We start from the raw sequence: 13,209 nt of genomic DNA, 5'->3' as shown, positions 1-13,209 counted from the left end.
CCCAGACTGAGTCCCTAGTTGAAGGTCCTTGTACGCCTCCTCGTCAGCGTCGCACTCATGTACTTCGTGCTGCGCTCCATCGACCTGGCCGCGCTCTGGCTGCGCGTCAAGGGCATGAATCCCACGTGGATTGCACTGGCGCTCGTCTCGTACGTTTTCATCCAGGCCGTCAACGTGTGGCGCTGGCGCCGGCTGCTGCGCGCGCAGCACGTGGACGTGGCCACCGGCACGCTCCGCGAATCGATGTGGGTCAGCCTGTTCTTCAACAACTTCCTGCCGAGCGGCATTGGCGGTGACGTCATGCGCATTGCCGACACGGCACCGGCGGCCGGCTCCAAGACGCTGGCGACCACGGTGATCCTCGTCGATCGCGCCATCGGGCTGGCGGCGATGATCCTGGTGGCCTGCCTCGGCGCGTTCGCGGCTTCGCTCGTGGGCATTCACGTGCCCGGCGCCCGGTGGTTGTGGATCGTCGCCGGAACCAGCGTCGTTCTCGCGATTCCGGTGATCGTCATCCCGAGCTTGACGGCTTTCCTGCTGCGCCCCTTGCGGCTGCTGAAGCGGCCATGGGTCGATGAACGGGTCCAGCGCCTCGACGATGCCATTGGCCGGTTTCGAGAGACGCCCTCGACCCTGTTCGGCGCGTTCGCCGGCGCGCTGGTGGTTCAGGTCACGGTCGTGGTGTTTTATCTGCTCACGGCCGAGGGGCTGGCGATACCGTTGCCGATTCTGCTGGGCGCGGTGCTGATTCCGGTAAGCCTGGCAGTGCAGATGGTGCCGGTGTCCATCAATGGCTTCGGCGTTCGTGAAGCTGTGTTCGCGTTCTTCTTTCGCCGGTTCGGCCTGCCGATCGATGCGGCCGTAGCCCTGTCGCTGGTCTCGACCGGCCTGGTCATGGGCCTGTCGCTCGTCGGCGGGCTCATGTTTCTCCGCCGCCGGTCAACCTCGCACGCCGCTTCCTAGGGCCGGCCGCCGGCCCGCGCGACCGCCGCGTAGTCCTGGAACGTAAACAGGCGGCCGTTGAGGCGATCCATGTTGCGATTGAACGCCGACACCAACTCGGTCAGCGGGTCGGCCGCGGCCTCGCCGAAGTGCTCCGGCCGCGGCGTCACCCGTTGCAGCCGCGCGTCTTCGGCAATCGGCGCACGATAGACGATCTCGACCGGGCTGAAGCCGCTGGCGTGCAACATGTACTGCAGCGTCTCGGGATGAATCGGCCGCACATGGCTCAAGTCCCTGATGTAGCTTTCGAAGAAGGCCACCCAGCACGCAGGGTTGATGGTTTCAAGCACCATGCGCGAACCCGGCCGCAACTTGTAATACGCCACCTGCAGGAACTCCGACAGATACGCCGGGTCCAGGTGCTCGATCACCTGCACGGCAATCAAGCCGCCGAGCGAATGATCCGGCAAGCCGCGCAGCACGCCCAGGGCATCGCCGGCCGCAGCGTCGAGACCTCGCGCCCGGCACACCTCCACCATTTCGGGGTTCAGGTCGAGACCGCGGGCGGTCACGCCGGCGCCCTTCAACAAGTCCAGGAACTCGCCTCGGCCGCAGCCCACATCGAGCACGTCGGCCGCGCCGGTGAAGTACGGCACGTAGTCGGCCAGCCGCGCGCGAATCTCCTGCTCGGAGCCACGAAACCGATCCTCGAATCCCAGATACTTGAACGCCTCGGTCTGGAGCGCGCTCGCTGTGACAGCCGCCGGCGCGGCGGTGGCACCGGCAACCGGTCCCGTCTTCGCGGCCACCCGTTCCACCTCGCGCTTGGCCATCACCGCGGCACGCTGCGCGACGTCGGCCACGTGGCGCAGCTCGTCGATGGCGTCCTGCATCTCCCGCGCGCGCGCATCGGCGAGCGGCGTCAACTGCTGCAGGAACTGGATGAGCAGCGATTCGAACCGCACGAGGCCGTCGAATCCCTCGCGCAAGGCCGGCAGCGCGGCGGCAATCGCCTGGTGGGCCTCGCGGTGCGGCACGGCGTTGCGATTGAGGTGTTCGACGACGGCGGCGTTGAACGCCATCTGGCGCTCGAAGACTGGCGCCACCAACTGCCAGGCGGCCTCGGCCATGCGGCCCCGCCACCCCGCCGGACGCGGCGGCCCGCCGGGCGGGACGATGGTCCACGACTCGTTGATTGCGGGCAGCCGTTGCTCGTCGTAGTGCGCGGGCGGCGACGGCCACGACGGTGAGGATTGAATCGCGCGGTCGAGCGCGGTCAGCGCTTCGTTGTACTTGCGATGGGCCTCGGCACGCTCTGCGATCAGCCGGGTGACCAGCGGCTGATTCGGCTCGGTGACCATCTGTCGAACCGTAGTGTACGGTGCGGGGGGTGTCAAGCCGACTGACGGGCCAGAGCCGGGCGTGCAATTTTTGTGATCGCAATGTCATTTCCGGTGGTCACATCCCCCGCATCCTCCACACAGGCCCGAAAATCACAAGGCCCCCGTTGGCAGCGGTCTTGCTTGCGCAGGATCGACCATCCACTTATTTGCAGGAACGTCCCGCTGGACGGTGACCCTCTGTGCCAAACGAAGCACGGCTGGGCGGAACTGTAATGGCCGGCGCGAACCGTGCCGATAAGCGGTGGCGGCAGGAACCCAGATGATTTTCACTAACCTCCCCAAGACGGCCGCCACGCTGGCGGCCATCGTATGCCTGGCCGGCTGTGAGGCCGCGAAGAGTGCCAACCCGACGGCCCCCACGGTCGCGGGCCCCCTTCCGGGCGTGTCAATTACCGCCCCCAAGCCCCTCGAGCCGGAGGCCGGCACCACCCTGACCTTCAGCACGGAACCGCCCACGCTCTTGATCGAGAACGCCGGTTCCAGTGGTGTCCGTACCCTCTGGCTCCAAGTGGAAGTCGGGACCGACGCCGGGTTCCAGCAGGTGGTCCACTCGGCGGACCGGCTGACGCCAGGCGACGGAGGCCGCACGACGTACCGGCTGCCCGAACCGCTGGGCGCTGGTTTCACCTACTACTGGCGTTCACGCGCCCAAGACGGCGCGAACACGGGCCCCTACTCCAACGTGTCCACGTTCACCGTCGTTCCACCCGTCGTGATCGACCCGCCGACGCCCATCGCCCCGACCGGCACCGTGTCGACCAACCGGCCCGACTTCAGGGTCACCAACGGCAACATCTCGGGCACGACCGGTGTCGTCTATCGATTTGAAGTGTCCACGACAGCCGACATGAGCAGACTGAGCGCCATCGTGACCGCCGCCCCCGGCAACGGCACCACGACCACGACCCTGGGCGAGCTGCCGTACAGCACCACCTTCTATTGGCGCGTCTATGGCAGCGATGGCAGCACGCAGTCGGCGTATTCGTCGACGCTGTCGTTCCGCACGCCAGCCGCGCCCGCACCGCCCGCGCCCACACCGGGGCCAAGCACCGGCGTTCCCCTGGGGACCGGCGGACGCGGCCCCGACAACGGACCACTGCCGAACATGTTCGCCGTCGTCCAGGCGGTAGCCCGGGCCAACCCGTCCGCGCTGCAGAGCTCGTGTCAGAGTGGCGGCGGCACGTGGCAGTTCATGGACCTGGTCGTCGACACCCTGCGCACCTATGATTCGCGCTGGGGCTACAACGGCAAGCGCGGAAACATCAACGATCCCTCACACGACGTCGTGGCCTACAACTACGGGTCAGGCGCCGATCAGGGCAGCACTTCGGTGTACATCATTGACGTGATCAGCGGTCACTGCGGCCCCACCCCTGGACCCTCGTGGGTGGACGTTACCGGCGTCACGCTCAGTTCGGGCTCGATCGGTCGCTGGACGTCTCGCGGTCGCTTCTAACAAGTCCGGCGGGCGTCTGGCGCGCAGGTCAAGGTCTCGGGCGGTCTGGGGCTGTCGGTGACGGCACCAGACCGCCGGCTTGCCCCTGGCCGCGTCTGATCAGCATGCCCGGCCCCAACACACCAATCAACAGAAACGGGTAGTACCACGCCAGGTAGGCTGAGGTCGCGTTGATCTTCCAGATATTGGCGCCCATGGCGACCGCGGCGGTGATCAGCGCCAACCCGACGAGCCCGGCGTTTCTCGCCATCGCCGCCGTCACGCAAAGGAACGCGAAGTAGATCATGAAGAACGGGGAGAGTAGAGCCGATTCGCCGGTCAGCGGCTGGATCAGCCAGCGCCACACGCCGGTCTGCTGCCCCCAAAAGCCGAATGGGGTCATGCCGTAACCGCGAGGATCTGTCTGGTGGCCGAGCGTGTCACGCATGACCGTCGCGATGAGGCCAAGACCATCGGCGGGCCTTGATGCCAGGAGCACCCACACGCCGACCACGAGCGAGAGCGCGCAGAAGCCGCCCACGAACTGAAGGGCCGACTTGCGCGAAAGGCCCCAGTTGTAACCCAACCACGCAGGGAACATGAAGGCCGGGTAGAACCCAAAGCCCGCCGCCGCCGCCAGTAGTGCCCCCGACAGCCACGGCCGATCGAGATAGCGAAACGCCACCAGCGTGACCGAGGCTGGAATGATGTGGGACGCGAACGTCATCCCGCCAATCTGATCGCCACTGCCGCCCACGCCGAGGACACTGACCGACCCGCAGTAGAGCGCGGCCAGGGCCATGCCCAAATTGTCCCCACTGCAGCGCTGGCCGATCTTGAAGAGCGCCCATGCGGCCAGCAACTGAAATGCCGCGAGTAACAATTGCGGCGACAGCGGTGAAGGTGCCAGGTAACTGGATTGCTCCCCGAGCTGCGGCAGGTCGGGCGACGGACGATTGGCCGGCGCCCGCAGGATCGATTGCATGCCGGCCTGGGCGACATACATCAGCGGCCCGTACGCGGCGCCGGGCGTATTCGTCAACATCGGATCGCCGTATGGCAGCAAGCCTCGTTCGCGGAGCCTCTGGCCGCCGAGGTTCGTGAAGTAGCTGGCGTCTTCGACGGGCCGCAGAAAGGGATAGGCAATCGCGAGCGACACGGTGAACGCGGCCAGGGCCGCGAGCGCGCGAACATCGATGGCCGGCGTCCAGGTCCACGTGTCGGACTGCCTCGACCTCCAGACCATGCGCACCATCAGGATGGTCGAGAGCGCTGTCGCCCCCGCAAATATCAACCGCAGCAGGCCGTAGTAGGTCGGATCGCCGTGCCGGCTGACCGTCACCAGGAGGTCGAGCGATCCAATCAGGCACCAGCCCATGGCCTGGACGATCAGCAGGTCGATGTTTCGCGCGCTCCAGGGCCGCGCGTAATCGAAGCCGACTATCAGGAACACCAGTAAGCCAAGCCACAGCGCACCGGCTTGGTCTGGCAGGACTTGTCGAAGCCGCGAGAGGCGCTCGTCCGCTTGAAGCCGCGTGTCGAGCGCTCGCACCGACTCGCCGGCGGACGCGAACTGCACTTCGGAAAACGAAGGCATGTAGACTTCCGTGAGCGGGACGATTCGGTTGTGATAGCGCGCGCCCGCGAGGGCCGCCAACGCAGTGACCACGGCGATCGCGAGCACAATCCGCGCGTATCTCATGACTTGCTCCGATCGATCAGCGGACTTCAAACTCTGATCGGATTACGTTGTAAAAGGTTTCGGCGATCTTCGCGTAGCCCAGTTCCGTCGGATGCAGGCCGTCGATGCCGATGTACCGACTCACATCCGTGGACAGCGCCTGGAAGATATCGACCAGCAGCGCGCCTTGGCTCTGCGCGACAATCCGCATTCGGGCGTTGTAGTCCGCAATCAGAAACGGAGAAATGGTTTTGCTCAAGCCCGGACGGCCGGGCGGTACGGTGGCCAGCAAGACCCGCATGCCGCGGAGCCTGGCCTCAGCCGCCATCACCGAGATCTCCCTGGCGGCGCCGCTCGCGGCGCCGTCCTCGCCACGGGCAATGTCATTACTGCCCTCCATCAGCAACACCACCTCAGGCCGGACGATGTTCAACGCCGCCATGAAACGGTCTCTGGCGTTGATCGCCTTCTCGCCGCCGAGACCGTAGTTGGCAACGATGATGGCATCTTCCTGGGTCGTGTACCGCGACTCGAGGAACCGGGTAAGGGCTGTAGGGTACGCCGCCCACGGGACCTGAATCAACCGCGTCGACGGCGTGCCCAGGGACCGTGACGATGACACCGGGACCGTTACCTCACCGAAGGTGATGCTGTCGCCAAAAGCCAGAAAGCGTGTCTTGCTCAGGAGCGGCGTCCGCGACACCGATACCTGGAAGGAACACGTGGCGGACCGTTCGAGGCTATCCTTCGCCGTGCATTCCACGCGCGTGTCGCCGATCGGAAACGTCTCCCCGGCTGGCGGCGTGCAGGACACGGTCACCGGCAAGGCGCCCTTCTCGGCGACCGGCGTGGTGAAGGTCACCGCAATCCCAGTGGTCGCCGTGGTACTCGCGGCGATGGAGGCCGGACATGCCAGGGTCGGCGGATCGGCAACCACCGGCGGCGGGGGTGGCGGCGGCGTCGGCGCGGTCGGGGTGCTGCCGCACGCTGCCGCCAGTAACATCAGGGCGACGAACAACGTCACCCCAGGGATCCTTGCGAATGTCATGGACGAGTAGATCGATTCTAGTTCAAGAGATCCGTCCGGGCGAACATCACCTTGCGGCGGTGCTGCCCTGAGCAGGCAGAATCCGATACACCATCCCCTCCCCCTCCACGTGCTCGAGCCGGAGTTCGGCGGCGAACCGCTCGTACCTCTGCTGGATCTCGGCGCGCCGGTCCTGGGGATAACGTTCGCTGTGCACGACGACGTACTGCACGCCCAGCTGGCGGAGACTGGCCAGACTGGTGGCATCCGGAAAAGCCGTGAGCTCCTGATTCAGCCTCTCGTGCAGAGCCGGGCGAATGCCGCTGTAGCCGTGGACGGTCTTTTGCCAGTGCGCCGTGGCGTGCAGCATGGCCATGGTCTGGTGACGTTCGTACGCGCCAAGGTCACCCAGACTGGGTACCGGCACTTCGGCAATTGCAAACGGCTTCGGCAGGGTGTTGAGCCAGCGATCGATCGGCGGGATCTCTACGGCGTACCGGACGTGCGCGAGCGGCATGCTCGCATACTCGGCGAGTAGCAATAGCGCCAGCACCGTGGCCCCTACCGCCCGGGAGGCTGGCCCGCGACGCGCGAAGAGGCGATCGAACCCCACTCCGAACAGCACGCCGAGGGCGAGCATGACCAGAATCATGAAACGCGACGGCACGCGGATGAAGTTCAATCCCGGCCAGTCGTAGAGGTGCGGCCAGAGACCGACCGGCGCTGGGACAAAGATCCAGACGGCGATCACCGCCAGCAAGAAATAAAACGGCGCCGGATTGTGCCGCAGTCGGGCTCGCCAACCCTGCTCGGTGACGGTGGGCCGTGGCACCAGCGCGATCAGTGCAAACACCACGACCATCACCCCCGGGAAGAGCCACGCGCTGGCCAGGTCATTGAAGTTGACGTCGCTGACCAGCGTGCGCAGGTACTGGTGCAGATGCGACGGTGAGGCCAGGTAGCTCTCTGGGGTGGGCAGCCAATTTTCGAGCGAGCGTTTCAATCCGATGTCCCGCTGCGCCATGCGGTACGGCACGAGCAGAGCCACCAGCGGCGCGACCAAGGCCAGACCGCCGAGACCGAAATCCCGAAGCCGCCGGCCGAGTGCCAGTGACTCTCCGAGCGCCAGTCGATAGGCGATCAGGCCGGCCATTGCCACCGTCATGAAGACGGCACCGTGCCCGCTGGTGAACGCCTGCAAGGTGTAGAACCCCGCGGCCAACCGGAGGTCGCGCCGGCGGCCGTGGTCGAGATAGGCATGCAGGAACGCCAGGCCGAACGGCAGCCATTGCACGGCGGTGAGATGCAACTGGCCAATGCGAAAAAAACGCGGCGGCGCCGCCAGGAAGACAATTCCGCAGAGCGTCGCGCCGAGTGCGCTGATGCCGACGCGCCGCGCCAGCAAGTACGCACCCACGCCACAAAGGACACACGTGGCCAATTGCACCAGGTTGAGTGCGAGCACCAGATTGCCGGTCAGCCAGATGACCGGGGCCGCCAGCGCCGCGCTGCCGAGCAGATTCTCGGAATACGCGAGCGTATTTGGATTGGGAAAATAGATATTGGCGTCGAAAATGGCCAGCGGTTGAGCAATCGCGGCGTGGACGTTCCACCCGAGCGTCCACAAGAACAGATGGGTATCAGGGTTGTCCGCCAGTAGCGTCGTGGCGGGGCTCAGCGAAACCGGGTAGGCGAGGACGATCGTGAGCGCGGTGTAGAACAGCGTGACCAGCGCGAGGCGGCGGTGCTCGCTTCGCTCGCCCGCGCCGCCAGCGAACTCAAGCGGTCGTTCGATCATTTGCCGTGGGGTCCTCCGCGATGACTGGATGAGCTGCCTGGGTGCCGAAGACACCCTGGCAGCAAATCGCCGAGGCTAGAAGCGGAGACGGCCGCCGAAGCCGATCTGCAGTCCGCCGGCCTTGGTTTCCTGCTCGGATTGCAGCAGGAGGACGGTCGTGGACGCCTCCGTATAGCGGATGAAGACCCCGGCGCCCACGCGCACCGAATCGTTCTTCCAGATCATGTACGACACGTCAGCGCCGACGTTGTAGCCGACCATGCTCTTCTTGCGAACGGCGACGGTGGGGTTGACCACGACCTGCGAGTATGGCGTGCCGACTTCGCCAATGGTGACCTCGCTCACGACCGGCTGCTCCAGCCGGAACCACGACGGCCCGGCGAAGAGCATGACATCGAGCTTGGTACCAAAAGGCATCATCCAGCCCACCTGCAGGTGCGTGGCGCGTTCCTTTCGGAACTGATCGCCCCCGGCCGTGGCACTGAAGCTTCGCGGCGTGTTGAAGAAGACCGGATGCGGCGCGCTGCCGGTGATCCCGATATCGGCGGTGTTCTGCTCCTGGTGATACCCGGCACCGACCGAGAGATTCTTCCAGACGCGGAAGCCGATGCCGGCATCGAACAGACTGCCCGACGTGTAGATGCTGGTGCTCGATACGCTACCGGCTTCCTCGTAGATCGTCAGCGGCCGCGTATCGTTCAGGCTGGTGTCACCCGACTCGACGCCAAAGCCGATATTGAGATAGACCCGGTCTTCCCACTTTGCGGTCTGCGCCGCCACGTCGGATGCCGAGCCACCGATCAGGCCGGCCATTAAGAAGGTGGTAACAAATCTACGCATGGTCGTGTTTCGCTCCAAAAGGTGTGGGTCGTGGGAAGACCCGTTCGTGGAGCACTCTAACATAGCTGTGAAGATCTGCGAGTTTTATGGCAGAAATGACGCGATTCCTGCACAAGAAGGGCCAGGTGAGGTATGCTTTGGTCGTTTGCCTCCCGGCCCGCCTCCCAGGCGCGGTACGCAAGGGCTCGCGAGAGGCATGGAGACTGCAATTTGAAGATCAAATATTCTGTGCCGGCGGCGTGCCTTGCTTTGTCAATAGCTTTGGCGGGGTGCTCGGCGCAGCCGGTTTTGCCAACTGCCCCCTCAGCCGCCATCGGCGGGACCACCAGCGCCGCCGCAGACGGGTCCACCCTCAAGGTGAGCCCTCCCGCAATCATCAGCCCGATCGACGGCATCACGCTCGATACCCGGAACCCAACCCTGGTGTGGGGAAATTCCAACGGCAATTACGGCTCGGTCGGCCTGGCGTACCAAATTGAGGTCAGCTCGCCGAGCGCCGTGGTCTACACCCGCGAGGTCGGCGAAACGCCCAACACCGGCGCCCACCGGGTCGAACTGGAACTGGCGCCCAACGTCGTCTACTCGTGGCGCGCGCGTGCGGCACTGGGCACCCTGGTCGGCCCGTGGTCGATCTGGGGCGATTTCAGGACCCCGGCCCCAGTGTCGGCGCCAGTCGCGACCAACCCGAGCAGCCCCACCTTCCGGACACCTGACCCGCCCGCCGGCCAGCGCTTGCCGCGTCCGAACATGCAGGCTCTGGTGCAGCAGGTGGCCAGCCGGAACCCGGCCGCCTTGCGCAACTCCTGCCAGGACCATGGCGGTTCGTGGCTGTTCATGGATCTCGTGGTCGAAGCCCTGCAGGCCACTGACCTGCGTTGGGGCTATAACGCCAAGCGGGGCAACATGAACGATCCCTCACACGACGTCGTGTCCTATCACTGGGGCGCAGGCCCCAGCGAAGGCAACAGTCAGGTCTATATCATTGACATCATCGCCGGTCATTGCGGCTCGAACCCGTCGGTGAGCTGGGGTGACGTGACCGCGATCACCTACGATTCCGGCAGTCTCGGGCGCTACATGTATCGCCGGCCCGGCCGTCGGTAATCAACTCGCGGGTAGGGACAAGCCGTGAAGGTTTGTCCCTACCGTTCCTTCCTCCGCCCGTCCTCCTCCACTTTCCCCCTCGAACTCCTGTCCTCGGCATTCGCCCGGCGACGCGCGGCGCGTTGACGGCAGTCGACGTCACGCACGGCGAATCATCGTCGATGCGACAACCGTACAAGGAAAAGGCGGGCCCGAAGCCCGCCCTTTCACGACGTTCCCGAGACCGGCGTTCAGCGCGCGCGGGTTAACGTCCAGCGGCCAGGCTCTTCGCCGGTGAAGTCGCGGTAGGTTGTGCGCGGGGATGAGCCGCAGTGCCCCTCGATCACGTCGATTAAATACACGTCAGGGGAATTCATGCTCTCGCCGGCGCCGTAGTGATAAGCAATCTCATCGCCGGCCGCGGTCACCGGGAAGCCGCCGTTGTCAAAGGGTTGCTTCGTCGGTTTGCCGTTGTAGCCCCAGCGTGCGTCGCTCGCGCGCAGGTTGTCGATCAGTCGATCGAGCCACGGGTTGCTCTCATACTTGCGGCCGTTAGGGCACTGATTCAGTTGGCCGAGCAGACCGGACATCGCATTGATGAAGGGGCGGGCGTCGGGCAACGGCAAGCGGCTGCCGACCGGGGGGTCATTGGGCCGCGGTCCGACCACGGCGTTCGGGTCAGTCGACGGGGGCGCCGCGGTCGCAGTCCCCGTCGTGGTGAACGACATGACGGGCGACCACGGGCCGTATTTGTCGTCGCTTTCGGCACGGACGCGCCAGTACAACTTTCTACCAGCCGGCAGCGGCACGGTCGCATAGCGAATGAGACCCTGTGAATCCACGACCCCCATCCCGGCCGACAGCAGCGAGGCGAATGAAGTGGAATCGCTCACTTCGAATCGATGCGCGAAGTGGGTCACCACGTAAGCCGCCCGGGCGGGCTGGGCAGTGAGGAACGCTGCGACCGGAATGCTGGTGGCTTCGGCGAGCGGGAACACGCCGTTCGGCGCGCCGGCTTTCAGCGTGGAGCCGTCGGCGTTCAGGGCGCCAGCCGAACCCGAAACAGCGGACGGCGCAACCGGAGACGTCATGCCCCCTTCGCAGCCGGCCAGTAAAGTGGCGCATACAACCGCAAAGGCGGCTGCAGAAGTGGATCGTCGGAACATCAGCATACAGCCACCCACTATACCGCCGCGACTGCCGAGCCGCAATTACTCTAACGACAATCCACGCCTAGCCCGTCCGTACGCCGGACGTGCCAGTCCTGTACAATCTACTGGTTTGCCTGAATCGTCTTCTTTCTACAAATCGTTCTCCGAGAAGCAGCTCACCGGCTACGGCAGCGGACGACGGACGCGGATTGAGCGGCACCGCCTGAACCTGTTGGGCCGCTTTGTGCCGCCGCCCGGGGACATGGTCGAGGTGGGTCCCGGACACGGTACGCTCGCCGAGCAGGCGATTGGCGCCGGATGGTCCTACACCGCCATTGAAGCCAGTCCCATCCTGATCGAACTGCTCAGGAGCAAAGGCCTCCGCGTGATCGAATCGTGGGCGCCTCCGATCCCCATCCCCGACCAGAGCGTGGACGTGGTCTACGCCGACCAGGTGCTCGAGCATATGAGTGGCATCGACGCGGCGCGTCATTTCACCGCTGAGGCGCTCAGAGCGTTGCGACCTGGCGGCGTGCTGTTCGTGGTGGTACCCGACTACCTCAAGGAACGCGAGTTCTTCTGGGACGTGGACTACACCCATAATTTTGTCACCACGGAACGGCGCGTCCGGCAACTGTTCAACGACGGCGGCTTCGAAATCCTTCACATCGAACGCGCGATCGGGCTTGCCCGAGGCCTCAAGCGCGATGCCCTGGCTGCCGGGGCGCTGCTCGTCAACATTCCTGGTGTCGACGCGCTGTCGCGTTATACCGGCACGGAAGACCTGCTCTTCAAGATTCGCAAGAACCTGTTCGAGACCCTTACGTTCGTTGCCCGCAAACCGGGCGAAGCGCCGCGATGAGCCTGCGGCTGGCACGGTGACCGGTGTCGAACCTTCTCGGTCGGGCGACGCGGTCCTCGATGGTGCGCTTGGCGATCACCATCACCATCCTCTTTTTTCTCTCCACTCGCATCGACATGGCGGCTACCGCGCGGGCCGTCGCCGACGTCAGCCGCTGGCACCTGGGTGTGGTGCTCGTGATGGTCGGCATCGATCGCGCGGTCATGTTCACGCGATGGTGGCTGTTGTTGCGGGCCAGCGGCATTGCGATTAGCGCCGGAGACGCCGCCCGCCTGTTCCTGGTCAGCTCGTTTGTCGGCAGCTTCCTGCCCGCGGGTGTCGGCGGCGACGCCGCCCGGGCGTACGGGCTCGCCCAGGGTCCGACCACTGGCAGCGAGGCCCTCGCGTCGGTTGCGGTCGACCGGATGCTGGGGGTGTTGTCGCTTGTCGCCATGGGCCTCGTCGGCCTGCTGGCGTGGACCCCCGAGGCACGCAACGACTGGCGGCTGGCCGCCGCGCTGGCAGTGCTGGTCGCCGCGTCGGTCGCGCCCTTCTGGGCCAACCAGTGGCTCCGCTGGATCGTGCCCTCACACCGGCATCAGCGGTCGGTGACCCGACGGGTCCTGAAGCTGAGCGACGCGGTCGGCCGCTACCGCAACCGCCGCGGTGTCCTGGTGCACGTCATGGCGTGGTCGCTGGTCGTCCAGGTGCTGCGGATTGTGCAGGCCTACATCCTCGCCCTGGGCCTCGGCATGACGGTGCCGTTCGGCTACTTCCTGCTGTTCATGCCGGCGGGGCTGCTGATGTTGCTGCTGCCGGTGTCGATTAGCGGCTTCGGCGCGCCCCAGGCCGCGATTGTCTGGATGTTGCAGCCGGCTGGCGTGCCCGAGAGCACCGCGCTGGCGCTCTCGACCCTCATCGTTTTGACCGGTCTTGCCGGCAACCTTCCCGGGTTATTGCTGTGGTTGAAAGCCAGGCAGCCTCGACAAACCTGAAGGTTTGTCGCCA

General features: G+C 65.5%; 11 protein-coding genes. 5 read left to right on the top strand and 6 right to left on the bottom strand.

The window, feature by feature from the left end:
• Nucleotides 1–18: 18 nt before the first annotated feature.
• On the top strand, nt 19–963 hold the full coding sequence (locus Q8T13_03435) for a lysylphosphatidylglycerol synthase transmembrane domain-containing protein (protein ID MDP3716800.1): 945 nt from the start codon (nt 19–21) through the stop codon (nt 961–963).
• On the opposite strand, the gene Q8T13_03430 is transcribed toward Q8T13_03435, so the two are convergent.
• Nucleotides 960–2,303: a class I SAM-dependent methyltransferase gene (locus Q8T13_03430; protein ID MDP3716799.1), complete on the bottom strand. Its 1,344-nt coding sequence runs from the start codon at nt 2,301–2,303 to the stop codon at nt 960–962. The genes Q8T13_03435 and Q8T13_03430 overlap by 4 nt on opposite strands.
• 301 nt (nt 2,304–2,604) lie before the next feature.
• Between Q8T13_03430 and Q8T13_03425 the strand changes: the two genes are divergently transcribed.
• Nucleotides 2,605–3,801: a hypothetical protein gene (locus tag Q8T13_03425; GenBank protein ID MDP3716798.1), complete on the top strand. Its 1,197-nt coding sequence runs from the start codon at nt 2,605–2,607 to the stop codon at nt 3,799–3,801.
• Between the two features lie 28 nt (nt 3,802–3,829).
• Here the strand turns inward: Q8T13_03425 and Q8T13_03420 are convergent, their stop codons facing one another.
• From Q8T13_03420 to Q8T13_03405, 4 genes are all read right to left on the bottom strand, one after another.
• Nucleotides 3,830–5,482, bottom strand: a complete 1,653-nt coding sequence (locus Q8T13_03420) for a hypothetical protein (protein ID MDP3716797.1) — start codon at nt 5,480–5,482, stop codon at nt 3,830–3,832.
• Between the two features lie 16 nt (nt 5,483–5,498).
• Entirely contained in the window at nt 5,499–6,509 is a 1,011-nt protein-coding gene (locus Q8T13_03415) for a GDSL-type esterase/lipase family protein (GenBank protein MDP3716796.1), read from the bottom strand.
• 46 nt (nt 6,510–6,555) lie between these two features.
• On the bottom strand, nt 6,556–8,286 hold the full coding sequence (locus Q8T13_03410) for a hypothetical protein (protein MDP3716795.1): 1,731 nt from the start codon (nt 8,284–8,286) through the stop codon (nt 6,556–6,558).
• A 75-nt stretch (nt 8,287–8,361) separates the two neighbouring features.
• Nucleotides 8,362–9,126: a hypothetical protein gene (locus Q8T13_03405; protein ID MDP3716794.1), complete on the bottom strand. Its 765-nt coding sequence runs from the start codon at nt 9,124–9,126 to the stop codon at nt 8,362–8,364.
• Nucleotides 9,127–9,483: 357 nt separating this feature from the next.
• Between Q8T13_03405 and Q8T13_03400 the strand changes: the two genes are divergently transcribed.
• On the top strand, nt 9,484–10,230 hold the full coding sequence (locus Q8T13_03400) for a hypothetical protein (GenBank protein MDP3716793.1): 747 nt from the start codon (nt 9,484–9,486) through the stop codon (nt 10,228–10,230).
• A 230-nt stretch (nt 10,231–10,460) separates the two neighbouring features.
• Here the strand turns inward: Q8T13_03400 and Q8T13_03395 are convergent, their stop codons facing one another.
• Nucleotides 10,461–11,381, bottom strand: a complete 921-nt coding sequence (locus Q8T13_03395; protein MDP3716792.1) for a hypothetical protein — start codon at nt 11,379–11,381, stop codon at nt 10,461–10,463.
• 109 nt (nt 11,382–11,490) lie between these two features.
• Between Q8T13_03395 and Q8T13_03390 the strand changes: the two genes are divergently transcribed.
• Both Q8T13_03390 and Q8T13_03385 read left to right on the top strand, forming a co-directional pair.
• The gene (locus tag Q8T13_03390; GenBank protein MDP3716791.1) at nt 11,491–12,222 is read left to right on the top strand and encodes a class I SAM-dependent methyltransferase; all 732 of its coding nucleotides are present in this window, start codon (nt 11,491–11,493) and stop codon (nt 12,220–12,222) included.
• Nucleotides 12,223–12,281: 59 nt separating this feature from the next.
• A complete protein-coding gene (locus tag Q8T13_03385) occupies nt 12,282–13,196 on the top strand; it encodes a lysylphosphatidylglycerol synthase transmembrane domain-containing protein (protein ID MDP3716790.1) in 915 nt (304 codons plus the stop codon).
• Nucleotides 13,197–13,209 lie beyond the last annotated feature (13 nt).

The sequence above is a fragment of the Acidobacteriota bacterium genome (assembly GCA_030697165.1).
Lineage (GTDB): Bacteria > Acidobacteriota > Vicinamibacteria > Vicinamibacterales > UBA2999 > 12-FULL-67-14b.
The sequence above is the reverse complement of the archived record's forward strand: the minus strand, read 5'-3'. Positions and strand labels throughout refer to the sequence as shown.